The organism is Cupriavidus neocaledonicus, from assembly GCF_000372525.1.
Classification (GTDB): Bacteria; Pseudomonadota; Gammaproteobacteria; order Burkholderiales; family Burkholderiaceae; genus Cupriavidus; species Cupriavidus neocaledonicus.
Genome location: NZ_AQUR01000089.1, coordinates 101111 through 116076, shown reverse-complemented (window position 1 = coordinate 116076; position 14966 = coordinate 101111). Strand labels below are relative to the sequence as shown.

Below are 14966 nucleotides of genomic sequence, written 5' to 3'. Positions count from 1 at the left end.
ATCGCCGCCCGGGATGGGCGCAAAAGGCGTGGGAGCATTGGTGCGAACAAGCAAGGCAGAGCCGAATACCTGCCCTCGAACTGTTCGCCCAGCGCCTGAAAGCGTATTGGCACGGCATCCTTGCCCGATGCCGCCATCCGCTGAATACCAGCGTCGTTGAGGGCATCAACAACACCATCAAAGTCATCAAGCGCCGAGCCTATGGCTACCGTGACGAGGAATACTTCTTCCTGAAGATCAAGGCTGCCTTCCCCGGAATTCCTCGTTGAACCAAAAAAAAGCCGCTTCAGCGAAGCGGCTTCGTTGCCTGCGGCAGCGCCGCCGGCTTTACTTCTTCAGCACCAGGTCGCCCGGCAGCGACTCGATGTAGGCGGCCATGTCCTTCAGCTCCTTGCGCGTAAACGGACGCGGCTTGCCGTCCTTGCCGGTGACCGCCGGATTGGCGTTGACCTGCCCGGCCATGATGGCGTTGGAACGGCCCACCAGCGCATTGCCCGACACCTGGTAGGACATCAGCGCGTGGTACAGGTAGTCGGCATGCTGGCCGGCCAGCTTGGGGTAGTCGGGCGAAATCGGCTTGTTCATGCCGGCGCCATGGCAGGCCACGCAGTTGCCCTTTTCCACCAGGGTCTTGCCGTTGGCGAGGTCGGCAGCCGAGGCCGGCATGGCGGCAGCACCCAGCACGAGTGCGCCGAGCGCGAACGAAAGCGTCTTGAGCGTCTTCATGTGGGGTCTCTTACTTGAGGGAATTGTTCTGCGTGCCGGCGGTCTGCTGCGAGTAGTACGCCGCCACGTTGGCGATGTCCTGCTCGGTCAGCGTCGCGGCAATGCTGCGCATGGTAGGGTGCTTGCGCTCGCCCTTCTGGTAGGCCTTCAGCGCGTTCTCGATGTACTTGGCACTCTGGCCGCCCAGCAGCGGCACTTCATAGATCTCGGGGAAGGACGCACGGTAGCCCGGAATGCCGTGGCACCCGATGCACATTGCAACCTTGTCCTTGGCAGCGTCTCCATTGCCCTTGACTTCCTGTGCCTGCACGGCCGTTGCAGCCGCGCCCAGCACCACCATCGTGAGGAGCTTTTTCATTGTCTTTGCGGATTGGAAGTTAAACCGTGTGACCTGCCCTGCCGGGCGGAGACGGTTTCAGAATGCTTCTGCGGGGCAACCAGGGCAGCCAGTCGGTTGGCCGGGGTGCCACCCGCCAGAGATGTCGCATCCGGTCGGTATGCCGGGGTGTGGAACACCATTCTGGAACCACCTCGCGCAATCGCCGCGACCCGGAAGGGCCGCTGGGACTTCTGAACGCGGACTGCCGGATACTGGAGAACTGGACGTGGGGGCGCGTCAAACCGCCGCATTGTACCGCAGCCGGCACCTGCCAGTCCAGCCAGCGGCCGGCGCCGGCGGAACCCTGTCTGCGCGCGCCAACACGAACCGCAAAGGTCTTTTATACTGGCCCATCGCGGGAATCCGCACGACCGTTCGCGTACGCTGCGCCAGCGGCACGCGGGCGCCCGCCACGGACCCTGTTTCCATAACGAAAGCGCGCATCACAGCGCGAAGAGACCGCGCCCAGCACGCCAACCCGGCCCTCGCCCGCGAGCGGCCGCCACCTCAGGTTGCCTCATGTCAAACACCGCCAACGCCCAAGCCTCCTCCCAGCCGGTCCGCTTCGAAGGCAGCGACCAGTACGTTGCCACCGATGACCTCAAGCTCGCCGTCAATGCCGCGCGCACGCTGCAGCGCCCGCTGCTGATCAAGGGCGAGCCCGGCACCGGCAAGACCATGCTGGCCGAGGAAGTCGCCGCCGCGCTGGGCATGCCGCTGCTGCAATGGCATATCAAGTCGACCACCAAGGCGCAGCAGGGCCTGTACGAGTACGACGCCGTGTCGCGCCTGCGCGATTCGCAGCTCGGCGACGACCGCGTCCACGACATCCGCAACTACATCGTCAAGGGCGTGCTGTGGCAGGCCTTCGAGGCCGAGCAGCAGGTGGTGCTGCTGATCGACGAGATCGACAAGGCCGACATCGAATTCCCCAACGACCTGCTGCGCGAACTCGACCGCATGGAGTTCTATGTCTACGAGACCCGCGAGCTGGTCAAGGCGAAGCACCGTCCGCTGGTCATCATCACCTCGAACAACGAGAAGGAGCTGCCCGACGCCTTCCTGCGCCGCTGCTTCTTCCACTACATCAAGTTCCCCGATGCCGAGACGATGCAGCAGATCGTCGACGTGCACTACCCCGGCATCAAGCGCGAGCTGGTTGCCGCCGCGCTGGAATCGTTCTACGAGATGCGCAACCTGCCGGGCCTGAAGAAGAAGCCGTCGACCTCCGAGCTGATCGACTGGCTCAAGCTGCTGATGGCCGAGGACATCCCGCCCGAGGCGCTCAAGAGCCCGGACAAGAAGGCCGCGATCCCGCCGCTGCACGGCGCGCTGCTGAAGAACGAGCAGGACGTGCACCTGTTCGAGCGCCTGGTGTTCATGAACCGCGCCAACCGCTGAGCGCGCGGCCAAGCCCGATGACCGACACCACCGCTTTTGCCAAACCCGTGATCCTGGCGGGCCGGCATGCCACGCTCGAACCGCTGCGCCCCGAGCACGCCGACGGCCTGCGCGCCGCCTGCGCCGACGGCGAGCTGTGGAAGCTCTGGTACACCAGCGTGCCGGCGCCCGAGCGCATGGAAGCCGAGATCGCGCGGCGCCTGGACCTGCAGCAGCGCGGCACCATGCTGCCGTTCGCGGTGCGCGACGCGGCCGGCGCGCTGGCCGGCATGACCACCTACATGAACATCGACGCGGCCAACCGGCGCGTCGAAATCGGCTCGACCTGGTATGCGCGCCGGGTCCAGCGCACGCCGCTGAACACCGAGTGCAAGCTGATGCTGCTGGGCCATGCCTTCGACCAGCTCGACTGCATCGCGGTGGAATTCCGCACGCACTGGATGAACCAGCAAAGCCGCGCCGCCATCGCCCGGCTGGGCGCCCGGCAGGACGGCGTGCTGCGCAACCACATGCGCATGCCCGACGGCACGCTGCGCGACACCGTGGTGTTCTCGATCATCGCCAGCGAATGGCCGGCGGTGCGGCAACACCTGCAATTCCAGCTCGAGCGGCCGCGCTGACGCGCCGCGCCGACTGAAAGCGAGGCACCATGCTGATCGATTTCTTCTTCTCGCTGCGCCACGCCAAGCTGCCGGTATCGGTCAAGGAATACCTGACCATGCTGGAAGCGCTCAAGGCGCAGGTCATCACGCCCTCCATCGACGAGTTCTACTACCTGTCGCGGATGACGCTGGTGAAGGACGAGAAGCACTTCGACAAGTTCGACCAGGCCTTCGCCGCCTACTTCAAGGGCGTGGAAAGCCTGGTCGACTGGAAGTCCGACATTCCGCTCGACTGGCTGCAGAAGACGCTGGAGCGCGAGCTGTCGCCCGAGGAAAAGGCCAGGATCGACGCCATGGGCGGCCTCGACAAGCTGATGGAGCGCCTCAAGCAACTGCTCGAGGAACAGAAGGAAAAGCACGAGGGCGGCAACAAGTGGATCGGCACCGGCGGCACCTCGCCGTTCGGCCATGGCGGCTATAACCCCGAGGGCATCCGCATCGGCGGCCCGTCCAAGGGCAACCGCACCGCGATCAAGGTGTGGGAGGCGCGCAGCTACAAGGACTACGACGACCAGGTCGAACTGGGCACGCGCAATATCAAGGTCGCGCTGCGCCGGTTGCGCCGCTTTGCCCGCGAAGGTGCCGACACCGAGCTGGACCTCGACGACACCATCCACTCCACCGCGGCCAACGCGGGCCTGCTCGACATCAAGCTGCGGCCGGAGCGCCACAACAAGGTCAAGGTGCTGATGCTGATGGACGTGGGCGGCTCGATGGACGACCACATCAAGCGTGTCGAGGAACTGTTCTCGGCCACCAAGACCGAGTTCAAGCACCTGGAGTACTACTACTTCCACAACTGCCTGTACGACTACGTGTGGAAGAACAACCGCCGCCGCCACGCCGAGAAGCTGGCGACGTGGGACCTGCTGCACAAGTACACGCCCGACTACAAGATCATCTTCGTCGGCGACGCCACCATGAGCCCGTACGAGATCCTGCAGCCCGGCGGCTCGGTCGAGTACAACAACGCCGAGGCCGGCGCGGTGTGGCTGAACCGGATGACCGAGCAGTTCCCGCACTTCGTCTGGCTCAACCCCGAACCGGAAGGGCTGTGGCAGTACCGGCAGTCGATCACGGTGATCAACCAGCTGATGAAGGGACGGATGTTCCCGGTCACGCTGGCGGGGCTGGAACAGGCGATGAAGGTGTTGTCGAAGTAACCGCTTGGTTTGCTCCCTCTCCCGCGTGCGGGAGAGGGGAGCACCCCGCCCGCGACTGGAACAATTCACTGGTTTCTGCCGCCTCTCACGCGGGCCGCGCCAGGTCCGCCCCCTCCATCACCCACGCCCTGAACGTGCGCAGCGCCGGCAGGTGCTGCTTCTGCTCCGGATAGCACAGGTAGTAACCCTTCTTGGCCAGCACCTGCGCGGGATGCGCCACCACCAGCGCGCCGCTGGCGAGCTCTGCCTCGATCAGGCAGCGCGGGATCAGCGCGATGCCCAGTCCCGACAGCGCCGCCTGCGTCAGCAGGGAAAACTGATCGAAGCGCGCGCCGCTCCAGGCGTCGCGCGTGGGCAGGCCCAGCGTGGCGAACCAGTCGGGCCAGGCCTCGGGCACGGTGGTGTGGTGCAGCAGCGGATAGCGCAGCAACGCCGCCGGCGTCGGCGCGACGCCATCGCGCTCGGACCCCAGCAGGCCCGGCCGGCATACCGGCAGGACTTCGCGGCCGGTCATGTAGTCGGCCAGGCTGCCGGGCCAGACGCCATCGCCGAAGCGGATCGCGGCATCGAGGTCCGGCTCGGAAAAATCGTAGCCCTGCGCATGCGGCACGAATTCCAGCGTCACCTCCGGATGGCGCGCGAAGAACTGCGGCAGGCGCGGGATCAGCCACTTGGCGCCCAGGGTCGGCATGCTGGCGATATGCAGCACGCCGCCCCGACCCTGTCCCGCCATCAATTCCACCGTGGCGGCCTCGAGCTCCTTCAGACTGGGCGCGATGCGCTCGAGGTAGCGCTCGCCCGCACTGGTCAGCACCAGCCGCTGGCGCACCCGCTGGAACAGCTCGACGCCGAGGTAGGCCTCGAGGCTGCGCACCTGCTTGCTGACCGCGCCCTGCGTGACATGCAGCTCACGGGCGGCTACGGTAAAGCTGTTATGGCGGGCTGCCGCCTCGAAGGCCTGCAACTCGGTCAGCGACGGGCACATACGTCGCATACATCACCTCGACTTCACGACCAAATGGAATGAGCTAGGGATTTTATTTCGTTTGCGAGGGTTCTGCTTGCACGAGCAGAATCGTGAAAACGCCTTTGTCTCTTCCTTGATACCTTTCGCCACAAAGATCATGCAACGTCGCCACCTGCTCCGCGCCCTCGCCGCCACCTCGGCCGCCCTCGCCACCGGCCTGTCGTTCAGCGCCGCCGCCCAGTCCGGCTACCCCACCAAGCCGATCACGCTGGTGGTGCCGTTCCCCGCCGGCGGCACCACCGACATCGTCGCGCGCATCGTCGCCGACAAGCTCGGCCAGCAGCTGGGCCAGGCCGTGGTGGTCGACAACCGCGGCGGCGCCGGCGGCAGCATCGGCACCACCTTCCTGTCCAAGGCCGCGCCGGACGGCTACACGCTGGGCATCGCCACGGCCTCGACCCATGGCATCAATCCGGCGGTCTACCCGCGCCTGTCCTACGATGCCACCAAGGACTTCACTCCCATCACGAACCTGGCCTCGGTGCCGAACGTGATGAGCATCCACCCGTCGGTCAAGGCCACCGACATGAAAGCCTTCATCGCGCTGGCGCAGACGCAGCCGGGCAAGCTGGCCTATGGCTCGGCCGGCAACGGCAGCGTCTCGCACATGATGGGCGAACTGTTCAAGCTGAGCAGCAAGACCGAACTGCTGCACGTGCCGTACAAGGGCGTGGGCCCGGCGCTGAACGACGCGCTGGCCGGCCAGGTGCAGGTGCTGTTCGACAACCTGCCGTCGTCGCTGCCGTTCATCGAGGGCGGCAAGCTGCGCGCGCTCGCGGTGGCCGCGCCCAAGCGCGTGGCCGCGCTGCCCAACGTGCCGACCTTTGCCGAGCTCGGCCTGGGCGAAGTCAACGACGCCGCCTGGTTCGGCCTGATCGCGCCGGCCAACCTGCCGGCCGACCTGCAGAACAAGCTGCATGCCGCCGCGGTCAAGGTGCTGGCGCTGCCGGAGGTCAAGGCCAAGCTGGAAAAACTGGGCGCGACCCCGGTGGGCGACACCCCGGCGCACTTTGCCGCGCAGATCAAGAGCGAAGTGGCCAAGAACAAGCGCGTCGCCGCCGCCGCCAAGATCTCGCTCGACTGAACGCAACGCACACCATGACCGACACCCACCGAACCAGCGCGGACAGTCCGTTCTGCCTGTACCAGCCCGAGGGCGAGCCCGCGGCGCTGTTCCTGGACTCGCCGCACAGCGCGACCACCTACCCGACGGACTTCCGCCCCGATCCGGCGCTGCCGCTGCCGCTGCTGCGCCAGGCCGAGGACACCTTCGTCGACGAGCTCTACGCCGGCGCCCCGGCGCGCGGCATCCCGCTGCTGTGCGCGGGCTTTCCGCGCAGCTACCTCGACGCCAACCGCGCGCTCGAGGAGATCGACGAAGCCCTGCTCGACGCGCCGTGGCCCGGCGCGAAGCAGGAGACCGCCAAGACCCGGCTGGGCAAGGGCCTGGTCTGGCGCGTGCTGGACACCGGCGAAGCCATCTACGACCGCAAGCTGAGCGTGGCCGAGGTGCAGGCGCGCATCGAACGCTGCTACCTGCCGTACTACGCGCAGCTGCAGAAGCTGGCCGAGCGCGCCGTCGCCAGCCATGGCAGCGCCTGGCATATCAACTGCCACTCGATGCCCAGCCACGCCGCGCCGTTCGCGACCGAATTCCCGGGCCTCGAGCACCCGGACTTCGTCGTGGGCGACCGCGACGGCACCACCTGCGACAAGCGCTTCACCGACCGGGTAGAAGGCCTGCTCAAGGAGATGGGTTACGAGGTCTGGCGCAACCACCCGTACAAGGGCGTCGAAATCGTGCGCGTGGTCGGACAGCCGCAGGCCGGCCGCCACAGCCTGCAGCTGGAGGTCAATCGCAAGCTCTACATGGACGAGGCCGGTCTCACGCATACCGCCGGCTTTGCCAAGCTGCGGCACGACCTGAACAGCCTGCTCGATGAACTGCTGCGCTTTACCCGCGCAATGCCGTCGCGCGTGGCCTGAAACCGCCGCGGCGCCAGCCCCGGCGGTGCCGCCGGGCCCCGGCCCGGCGCGTTGCCGCGCGCGCCGGGATCACTTCGTGCGGGCGCTGGCGTGTTGGCCTGGCTTTAGAAGAATGGGTAACAAGATTTAGGAACTTTGGCAGATGGGTTTCCTCTATCATGGCAATCCTTTGCCAACCCATCCTGGCTGCGGGCCCCTGGCGCCGGCAGGCAATCCCAGGCAAGCACACACGCTCACAACGCTAACACCGTGATCCGACGAATCTCCGCAATGCTCGGCAGCCGGCTGCGCATGGTGGCCGCCGCCGTAGCCGGTGCGATCGCGCTGGCAGGCTGCGCCAACCTGCCGGACGAGGCCGCCGGCACCGCCGCGGGCCCGGCGCCGTCCCCCGCTGCCGCCGCACCCGCACCAGCCCGCCCCGCCGCTGCCCCCGCCCCGGCAGCCTCCGCTTCGCCCCCGACCAAGACCATCAACCTGCCCGACCGCGGCCGCGTCAGCCTGTCCGAGTACCGCGCGCGCATGCGCGAGCAGCTGATCAAGACCGAGAACGCCAGCAGCGACGTGGCCGACTGCGCCGCCCACGCCAGCTGGGTGGTGCCGCGCTCGGCCACCTACGATGCACTGAAGATCCCCACCGGCGCGCTCGCCGCGGGACAGGCCACCACCGAACCCTGGAGCGGGCGCTTCTCGCCAGGCAAGCAGGCGGTGCCGGTCAGCTCGGTGGTCACCTTCGCCGCCACCGCGCACAAGCGCAACGGCAGCGACGACTGGCAGCCGGTGAAGGTGCGCTGCGGCTACGACGACGGCATGATGCTGGCCTACGAGCTGCTCGACAGCAGCGGCGCCACCATCAGCGAACCCGCGGCCGCGCCGGCGGTGCCCACCGCCACGCGCACGTCGGCCAGCAAGAGCCGCAAGGGGGCGAAGGGGAAGAGCACGGCGTCGAAGTCGGCCAAGGCTTCGGCATCGAAGTCGGTTAAGTCGGGCTCCGCCAAGTCTACGTCGGCGAAGGCGAGCAGCAAGAGCAAGAAGAAGCAGTAGGGCCTTCGCGCTGGCGCTTGGGTTCTCCCCTCTCCCATTTATGGGAGAGGGGTGGGGGTAAGGGCGGGTGTTCCAACGAAGTGCAAGCGCATTCATGCTTGCCATGCGCCTGCCCTCACCCCCTGCCCCTCTCCCGCAAGCGGGAGAGGGGAGACAACCGCCAGCGTGCCGATCAGCCGAGATAATCCAATATCGCCTGCAGCATCGCCGTCCCCAGCAGCGCACTGCGCGCCCCGTTCCATCCGACCGCCGGATCCGGCAGGTCGGCGTTGTCCTTGAACGGCATCTCCAGCGTCAGCGCCAGGCAGCCGTAGGTATGGCCGATGTACTTCGACGCCAGCTTGAGCGCATCGGCGTTGTACTTGCTGGCGGCATAGCCATGCACGTCCTGGAAGTCCGGCGAGGCCCGCTTGAAGGCCTCGATAAAGCGCTGCTGCTCGCGCCGGCGCGCTTCGGTAAAGCCCGGCAGCATCTCGCTGCCGGCGACGAAGTTGTACGGCAGGCCCTCGTCGCCATGGATATCGAAGAACATGTCGCAGCCGCTGGCCTCGATCGCGCGGCGCACGTGGTAGACCTCGGGGCTGGTATCCGCGCTCGGCGCCATCCACTCGCGGTTCAGGTTGGCGCCCGCGGCGTTGGTGCGCAGGTTGCCGCGCGCCGAGCCGTCGGGGTTCATGTTCGGCACGATATGGAACACCGCGCGCTCGAGCAGCTTGCGCGCGACCGGGTCGCCGGCCCACACGCCGGTGCCGGTCAGCCGCTGCAGCACGCCCTCGACGAACCACTCGGCCATGCTCTCGCCCGGGTGCTGGCGCGCGATCATCCAGATGGTGGACTTGCCCGGGCCGGCCTCGCCGATGGTGACGCGCGTCATGTCGCGCCCGTCGACGGTGCTGCCCAGGTGCGACAGCCGCGCCAGCGGCGAGCGCTGGCAGCTCGCCAGCAACGACAGGTGGCGCTCGTCCGGGTACGGCTCGAAATACGCGAACCAGATGCTGTCGTGCCCGGGCGTGACCTCGACGGTCATCACCTGGCCGTCGAAACGCGTCGGCACGCGGAACCAGTTGGCGCGGTCGTACGACGCCACCGCGCGGTAGTCACGCCAGCCGTCCGGATAGGTGCAGTCGCCCGCGTTCAGGAAATGCATGCGGCAGGCTTGCCCGGCCGCGCCCTGCAAGCGGAAGTGGAACCACTGGCGGAAGTCGGCATGCGAATCGGCACGGATGCGCAGGCGGATATCGTCGGCGCGGTCGAGCGCCTCGACCTCGATGGCACCGGAATCGAAATGCGAAGAGATATGCAGCATGGCGGCGGTCTCGTGGCGATGGGTTCAGGACGCGTGGTCAGTCTTCGAGGCGGCGGCGGAATACCCAGCGGGTCGCGTCCGAGGCGGCCTGGTCGAAGGCATAGCCGTCTTCGGCGAAGCGCTTGAGCTTCTCCGGCTCGGTCACGCGGTGCGTCACGGCGTAGCGCGCCATGGTGCCGCGCGCGCGCTTGGCGTGGAACGAAATGATCTTGTAGCGGCCGCCCTTCCAGTCCTCGAACACCGGCGTGACGATGCGCGCCTGCAACACCTTGGGCCGCACCACCTTGAAATACTCTTCCGAGGCCAGATTGACCAGCACCGGCGCACCCTCCTGCTTGAGCTGCGCCATGTCGGCGTTGAGCAGCTGCGTGACATCGTCGCCCCAGAACGCGTACAGGTCCTTGCCGGCGGCGTTGTCCAGGCGCGTGCCCATTTCGAGCCGGTACGGCTGCATCCAGTCCAGCGGGCGCAGCACGCCGTACAGACCGGACAGGATGCGCAGGTGTTTCTGCGCAAAGCCAAGCTCGTCAGCCGACAGCGATTTCGCGTCGAGGCCGTCGTAGACATCGCCGTTGAAGGCCAGCACCGCCTGCTTGCTGTTGGCCGCGGTGAAGCTCGGCGACCAGTCGGCGTAGCGCGTCACGTTGAGCACCGCGAGCTTGTCGGAGATGTCCATCAGCGCGCCCACGTCCTGCGGCGCGAGCCGGCGCAGGCGCTCGATCAGCGCGGCGGAACGGTCGATGAAGCGCGGCAGCGTGTGGGTCTCGATGCGGGCGGGAGTCTCGTAGTCCAGCGACTTGGCGGGAGACAAAACGATGAGCATGGCAAAATCGCGGCATTAGCCAAGGACAAACAAGCCCAGATTGTAGCGAATGCGCCTCGACACCACCGCAACCATCCCGCCCGCCGGCACCGCCGGGGACGCCGGCCGCCCCGCCGGCATCACATCCGCGCCGCGCGTGGTGCTCGACTCCAATATCTGGGTGGACCTGCTGGTGTTCCGGGACCCGCACGTCGAGCCGATCCGCGCCGCGCTGGAAGCCGGCACCATCGCCCCGGTGATCCGCGCCGACTGCCGCGAGGAACTGCGCCGGGTGCTGGCCTATCCGCAATTTGCCCGTTTTGACATCGATATTGGCGCCGCGCTGGCCACCGTCGACCGCCTCGCCAGCCTGGAGGCGGCACCGCCACAGGCCGACTGCGACGCGCTGCGCCTGCCGCGCTGCAAGGACACCGACGACCAGAAGTTCGTCGAGCTGGCCCACTTTGCCGGCGCCGCGTGCCTGGTGTCGAAGGACAAGGCCGTGCTCAAGCTGCGCGGCCGCCTGCGTCGCAGCAGCGGCGTGGAAGTGATGACGCCGCCGGCGTTCGGCGCCTGGCTGGCCGCGCTGGGCCCGGCCGCTGCCACCGATCCGCTTTAGAATGGCGGCTCGCGGCGCCGCCCTGCGCTTGCCGCACGCCTGACTGCCCAACGTTCCTACCGCATTGACTCGCGCCCTATGTCCGCAGACACCACGCTCGCCCCACTGACGCCGCCGCCGTCGCGCCTGCCCGGCGTCGGCACCACCATCTTCACCGTGATGTCGGCGCTCGCCGCCGAGAAGAACGCGGTCAACCTGGGCCAGGGCTTCCCGGACTTCGACTGCGACCCGAGCATCGTCGATGCCGTGGCCGGCGCCATGCGCGCCGGCCATAACCAGTACCCGCCGATGGCGGGGGTGCCGCGCCTGCGCCAGGCCATCGCCGCCAAGATCGCCAGCCTGTATGGCCACCAGTACAGCTGGGACAGCGAGATCACCGTCACCGCGGGCGCCACCCAGGGCATCCTGACCGCGATCCTGTGCGCGGTGCATCCGGGCGACGAGGTGATCGTGCTGGAGCCGTGCTACGACAGCTACCTGCCCGCGATCGAACTGGCCGGCGCCACCGCGGTGCCGGTCGCGCTGGAAGCGCCGGCGTTCCGCGTGCCGTTCGACAAGCTCGCCGCCGCGATCACGCCGCGTACGCGCATGATCCTCGTCAACACGCCGCACAACCCCACCGGCACGATCTGGCGCGCCGGCGACATGGACCAGCTGGCGCAGATCCTGGCCGGCACCGACATCCTGCTGCTGTCGGACGAGGTCTACGAGCATATGGTCTACGATGGCCAGCAGCATGAATCGGTGTCGCGCCATCCCGAGCTGGCGCGCCGCAGCTTCGTCATCTCCAGCTTCGGCAAGACCTATCACGTGACCGGCTGGAAGGTCGGCTACGTGGCTGCGCCGGCCGCGCTGATGGCCGAGTTCCGCAAGGTGCACCAGTTCAACGTGTTCACGGTGAACACGCCGGTGCAGCACGGCCTGGCCGACTATATGGCCGATGCCGCGCCCTACCTGCAGCTGTCGGCGTTCTACCAGGCCAAGCGCGATTTTTTCCGCGCCGGGCTGGCGGGGTCGCGCTTCAAGCTGCTGCCTTCGGACGGCACGTATTTCCAATGCGTCGATTATTCCGCGATCTCTGACCTGAGCGAGGCCGACTTCGCCATGTGGCTGACGCGCGAGATCGGCGTGGCGGCGATTCCGGTCTCGGCCTTTTACTCGCAGCCGCGCGAATCGGGCGTGGTGCGGTTCTGCTTCGCGAAGAAGGAAGAGACGCTGGCGCTGGCGCTGGAGCGGTTGGGGAAGCTTTAAGCAGAAAACGGAAACGCCCGCAAATTGCGGGCGTTCTTGCAGGTGAGGGCTTTCTCAAATTCGGCGGTTTGCTCGCCTCTCCCGCTTGCGGGAGAGGGGCCGGGGGTGAGGGTGGGCGCCGGCATACCAACGGCTCACTTCGTCGACACTCCGGCCCTCACCCCGACCCTCTCCCGCAAGCGGGAGAGGGAGCACACAAGTGGCAAGTCGAGCCGCTTGGTCGAACCTCTTACTTCCTGTTCCGGCTCATCATCAGCTCGGTATTCGCCTTGCGGTCCGCATTGACCTTCTGCACCGACTCGCGCTGCGACAGCGTCTTCAGGTAGTCCTTGACCGGCAGCTCCGCCAGCATGTCGGTGCCGTAGATGATCTTGGTGCACGACGACACCAGCGGCAGGTGCACCGCGGCGGCGCAATCGGCCAGCGTGAAGCGGTCGCCGGCGATGTACGGCGAGAACTTCGCCAGGCTGGCGAAGGCGGGGATATAGCGGCTCAGCAGCTTGTGCTGGCGCTCCTTGACGCCGTCGCTGACCTTGCCGCCGAAGAAGGCCTCCGGGTACAGCTCGCGCGCGGTCAGCTCCAGGTAGAGCTCCAGGAACACGATGATCTCGCGCACCTTGGCCGCCTGGTACGGGTCGGCCGGCAGCAGCGGCGTCTGCGGAAAGGCCGCTTCCACGTATGCGACGATGGCCTCGGACTCGCATAGCGGGCCGGATTCGGTGATGATGTAGGGCACCTTGCCCGCGGGCGTGGCCGCCGGGTCGGTCTCGCCGATCCAGGCCAGCACCTCTTCGAACGGCACGTTCTTTTCCAGCAGCGCCAGCTTCACTTTGTTGTAGTAGTTGCTGGCGGCAAATCCGCAGAGCTTCAGCATGTCGTCTGTCTCCGTGATGGGATGGGTTCCCGCATCGAATCGCGTGGAACGGGGGATTGTGGACCATCCGGCGTCTGCAGTGAACCGGCTGGCCGATCAGCGCACGCGGCCTGCCCCGCCGGTCTGTCGCCGCAGGTGCAAAAAACGTACGATCGTGCTAATTTAACCACAACTTTTGGGACGAATGATGAGCACTTTCACCATCGATACGCTGGGTATCGTCGGCACCGGCGCCATGGGCCGGGGCATCGCGCAGATCGCCGCGCAGGCAGGCCTGACCGTCAACCTGTACGACGCCAACCCGCAGGCGGTGGAAGCCGCGCGCCAGTACCTGCAGGACACGCTGGCCAAGCTCGCCGACAAGGGCAAGCTCAGCGCCGCCGATGCCGAGGCCGCGCTGGCCCGCGTCAGGCCCTGCGGCGCGCTGGAAGACCTGGCCGGCTGCGACATGGTGCTCGAAGCCATCGTCGAGAAGCTGGAGGTCAAGCGCGATTTGATTGCCAGGCTCGAAGCGATCCTGCGCGAGGACGCCATCATCGCCTCGAACACGTCGTCGCTGTCGATCACCGCGATCGCGGTCGGTTCAAAGCACCCCGGCCGCATCGCCGGCTACCACTTCTTCAACCCGGTGCCGCTGATGAAGGTGGTCGAGGTCATCGACGGCCTGTCCGGCAACCCGGCGGTGGGCGACGCGCTGATGGCGCTGTCGCGCCGCATGGGCCATACGCCGGTGCGCTGCAAGGACATGCCGGGCTTTATCGTCAACCATGCCGGCCGCGGCATGAATATCGAAGGCCTGAAGGCGGCGCAGGAAGGCGTGGCCGGATTCGCCGACATCGACAACATCATGCGCGAGCAGGCCGGCTTCCGCATGGGCCCGTTCGAGCTGATGGACCTGACCGGGCTGGACGTGTCGCACCCGGTGATGGAATCGATCTACAACCAGTTCTACCAGGAGCCGCGCTACCGCCCGTCGCCGATCACCGCGATCCGCGCGGTCGGCGGGCTGATCGGGCGCAAGGCCGGTGCCGGCTTCTATGCCTACGCCGATGGCCAGAAGCAGGTTCCGGCCGCCGCCGCGGTGCCGGCCGCGCGCCCGTCGAGCGTGTGGGTCAGCCACGCCAGCGAGCGCGGCCATGCCATGGTCACCAGGCTGCTGGGCACGCTCGGCGTGACCCCGGAAGGCGGCAACCAGCCCTCGGCCGACGCGCTGATCATCGTCACGCCGCTGGGCCTGGACGCCACCACCAGCGCGCTGCAGCAGGGCCTGGACCCGGCCCGCACCGTGGCCATCGACACGCTGCTGCCGTTCGAGGCCACCAGGCGCCGCACGCTGATGACCACGCCGGCCACCAGCGCCGCCGCGCGCGACGCCGCGCACGGCCTGTTCGCCAGCGACGGCGTGCCGGTCACGGTGATCCGCGACTCCGCCGGCTTCGTTGCCCAGCGCGTGCTCTGCTGCATCATCAACATCGCCAGCGATATCGCGCAGCAGCGCATCGCCACGCCGGCCGACATCGACCTGGCCGTGAACCTGGGCCTGGGCTACCCGAAGGGCCCGCTGGCGCTCGGCGACGCGGTCGGTCCGCAACTGGTGCTGGAAACGCTGCGCAACATGGAAGCGCTGACCGGCGACATGCGCTATCGCCCGAGCCCGTGGCTGTGGCGCCGTGCCGGCCTTGGCCTGTCGCTGCTGGCCGAAGAGCAGTAACCGGACCGTCGTCCGCCT

16 protein-coding genes are annotated in these 14966 nt (G+C 67.4%); 10 read left to right on the top strand and 6 right to left on the bottom strand.

Annotated elements, in window-relative coordinates:
- On the top strand, positions 1-269 hold a 269-nt coding region (locus A3AG_RS33345), incomplete at its 5' end, for an ISL3 family transposase (RefSeq protein ID WP_018004100.1).
- Between the two features lie 58 nt (positions 270-327).
- On the opposite strand, the gene A3AG_RS0111310 is transcribed toward A3AG_RS33345, so the two are convergent.
- The gene (locus A3AG_RS0111310; protein WP_018005503.1) at positions 328-726 is read right to left on the bottom strand and encodes a c-type cytochrome; all 399 of its coding nucleotides are present in this window, start codon (positions 724-726) and stop codon (positions 328-330) included.
- Between the two features lie 10 nt (positions 727-736).
- Complete coding sequence (locus tag A3AG_RS0111305) at positions 737-1084, bottom strand: c-type cytochrome (RefSeq protein ID WP_018005502.1); 348 nt, start codon at positions 1082-1084, stop codon at positions 737-739.
- Between the two features lie 540 nt (positions 1085-1624).
- Between A3AG_RS0111305 and A3AG_RS0111300 the strand changes: the two genes are divergently transcribed.
- Genes A3AG_RS0111300 through A3AG_RS0111290 form a run of 3 tightly spaced genes read left to right on the top strand, consistent with a single transcriptional unit; the run spans position 1625 to position 4331 of the window.
- Entirely contained in the window at positions 1625-2506 is an 882-nt protein-coding gene (locus A3AG_RS0111300; protein ID WP_018005501.1) for an AAA family ATPase, read from the top strand.
- Between the two features lie 17 nt (positions 2507-2523).
- Entirely contained in the window at positions 2524-3126 is a 603-nt protein-coding gene (locus A3AG_RS0111295) for a GNAT family N-acetyltransferase (protein WP_018005500.1), read from the top strand.
- 29 nt (positions 3127-3155) lie between these two features.
- Positions 3156-4331, top strand: coding sequence for a vWA domain-containing protein (locus tag A3AG_RS0111290; protein WP_018005499.1), 1176 nt, complete (start codon positions 3156-3158; stop codon positions 4329-4331).
- An 85-nt stretch (positions 4332-4416) separates the two neighbouring features.
- Here A3AG_RS0111290 and A3AG_RS0111285 read toward each other — a convergent pair whose 3' ends face one another.
- Positions 4417-5325 carry a LysR substrate-binding domain-containing protein gene (locus A3AG_RS0111285; protein ID WP_018005498.1) on the bottom strand — a complete coding sequence of 303 codons (909 nt, stop codon included), beginning with the start codon at positions 5323-5325 and terminating at the stop codon, positions 4417-4419.
- Between the two features lie 130 nt (positions 5326-5455).
- Between A3AG_RS0111285 and A3AG_RS0111280 the strand changes: the two genes are divergently transcribed.
- The 3 genes from A3AG_RS0111280 (at position 5456) to A3AG_RS0111270 (ending at position 8385) form a co-directional block, all read left to right on the top strand.
- Positions 5456-6442 carry a tripartite tricarboxylate transporter substrate binding protein BugE gene (locus tag A3AG_RS0111280; protein WP_018005497.1) on the top strand — a complete coding sequence of 329 codons (987 nt, stop codon included), beginning with the start codon at positions 5456-5458 and terminating at the stop codon, positions 6440-6442.
- Between the two features lie 14 nt (positions 6443-6456).
- A complete protein-coding gene (locus tag A3AG_RS0111275) occupies positions 6457-7344 on the top strand; it encodes an N-formylglutamate amidohydrolase (RefSeq protein ID WP_018005496.1) in 888 nt (295 codons plus the stop codon).
- A 249-nt stretch (positions 7345-7593) separates the two neighbouring features.
- Positions 7594-8385, top strand: a complete 792-nt coding sequence (locus tag A3AG_RS0111270) for a BspC domain-containing protein (protein WP_368013933.1) — start codon at positions 7594-7596, stop codon at positions 8383-8385.
- Between the two features lie 172 nt (positions 8386-8557).
- Here the strand turns inward: A3AG_RS0111270 and A3AG_RS0111265 are convergent, their stop codons facing one another.
- Both A3AG_RS0111265 and yaaA read right to left on the bottom strand, forming a co-directional pair.
- Positions 8558-9691 carry a M14 family metallopeptidase gene (locus A3AG_RS0111265; RefSeq protein WP_018005494.1) on the bottom strand — a complete coding sequence of 378 codons (1134 nt, stop codon included), beginning with the start codon at positions 9689-9691 and terminating at the stop codon, positions 8558-8560.
- Positions 9692-9728: 37 nt separating this feature from the next.
- Entirely contained in the window at positions 9729-10514 is a 786-nt protein-coding gene (gene yaaA, locus A3AG_RS0111260; RefSeq protein ID WP_026164108.1) for a peroxide stress protein YaaA, read from the bottom strand.
- A gap of 49 nt (positions 10515-10563) precedes the next feature.
- Between yaaA and A3AG_RS0111255 the strand changes: the two genes are divergently transcribed.
- Positions 10564-11112 carry a PIN domain-containing protein gene (locus A3AG_RS0111255; protein WP_018005504.1) on the top strand — a complete coding sequence of 183 codons (549 nt, stop codon included), beginning with the start codon at positions 10564-10566 and terminating at the stop codon, positions 11110-11112.
- Positions 11113-11190: 78 nt separating this feature from the next.
- The gene (locus A3AG_RS0111250; protein WP_018005493.1) at positions 11191-12363 is read left to right on the top strand and encodes a pyridoxal phosphate-dependent aminotransferase; all 1173 of its coding nucleotides are present in this window, start codon (positions 11191-11193) and stop codon (positions 12361-12363) included.
- 229 nt (positions 12364-12592) lie between these two features.
- Here the strand turns inward: A3AG_RS0111250 and A3AG_RS0111245 are convergent, their stop codons facing one another.
- Complete coding sequence (locus A3AG_RS0111245; protein ID WP_018005492.1) at positions 12593-13237, bottom strand: glutathione S-transferase; 645 nt, start codon at positions 13235-13237, stop codon at positions 12593-12595.
- A 187-nt stretch (positions 13238-13424) separates the two neighbouring features.
- On the opposite strand from A3AG_RS0111245, the gene A3AG_RS0111240 reads away from it, so the two are divergent.
- On the top strand, positions 13425-14948 hold the full coding sequence (locus tag A3AG_RS0111240) for a 3-hydroxyacyl-CoA dehydrogenase (RefSeq protein ID WP_018005491.1): 1524 nt from the start codon (positions 13425-13427) through the stop codon (positions 14946-14948).
- Positions 14949-14966: the final 18 nt, after the last annotated feature.

Excerpts from the sequence above, each read along its gene's own strand:
- A3AG_RS0111310 (WP_018005503.1), bottom strand. The coding sequence starts at position 726 with ATGAAGACGCTCAAGACGCTTTCGTTCGCGCTCGGCGCACTCGTGCTG.
- A3AG_RS0111305 (WP_018005502.1), bottom strand. The coding sequence starts at position 1,084 with ATGAAAAAGCTCCTCACGATGGTGGTGCTGGGCGCGGCTGCAACGGCC.
- A3AG_RS0111300 (WP_018005501.1), top strand. The coding sequence starts at position 1,625 with ATGTCAAACACCGCCAACGCCCAAGCCTCCTCCCAGCCGGTCCGCTTC.
- A3AG_RS0111295 (WP_018005500.1), top strand. The coding sequence starts at position 2,524 with ATGACCGACACCACCGCTTTTGCCAAACCCGTGATCCTGGCGGGCCGG.
- A3AG_RS0111290 (WP_018005499.1), top strand. The coding sequence starts at position 3,156 with ATGCTGATCGATTTCTTCTTCTCGCTGCGCCACGCCAAGCTGCCGGTA.
- A3AG_RS0111285 (WP_018005498.1), bottom strand. The coding sequence starts at position 5,325 with ATGCGACGTATGTGCCCGTCGCTGACCGAGTTGCAGGCCTTCGAGGCG.
- A3AG_RS0111280 (WP_018005497.1), top strand. The coding sequence starts at position 5,456 with ATGCAACGTCGCCACCTGCTCCGCGCCCTCGCCGCCACCTCGGCCGCC.
- A3AG_RS0111275 (WP_018005496.1), top strand. The coding sequence starts at position 6,457 with ATGACCGACACCCACCGAACCAGCGCGGACAGTCCGTTCTGCCTGTAC.
- A3AG_RS0111265 (WP_018005494.1), bottom strand. The coding sequence starts at position 9,691 with ATGCTGCATATCTCTTCGCATTTCGATTCCGGTGCCATCGAGGTCGAG.
- yaaA (WP_026164108.1), bottom strand. The coding sequence starts at position 10,514 with ATGCTCATCGTTTTGTCTCCCGCCAAGTCGCTGGACTACGAGACTCCC.
- A3AG_RS0111255 (WP_018005504.1), top strand. The coding sequence starts at position 10,564 with ATGCGCCTCGACACCACCGCAACCATCCCGCCCGCCGGCACCGCCGGG.
- A3AG_RS0111250 (WP_018005493.1), top strand. The coding sequence starts at position 11,191 with ATGTCCGCAGACACCACGCTCGCCCCACTGACGCCGCCGCCGTCGCGC.
- A3AG_RS0111245 (WP_018005492.1), bottom strand. The coding sequence starts at position 13,237 with ATGCTGAAGCTCTGCGGATTTGCCGCCAGCAACTACTACAACAAAGTG.
- A3AG_RS0111240 (WP_018005491.1), top strand. The coding sequence starts at position 13,425 with ATGAGCACTTTCACCATCGATACGCTGGGTATCGTCGGCACCGGCGCC.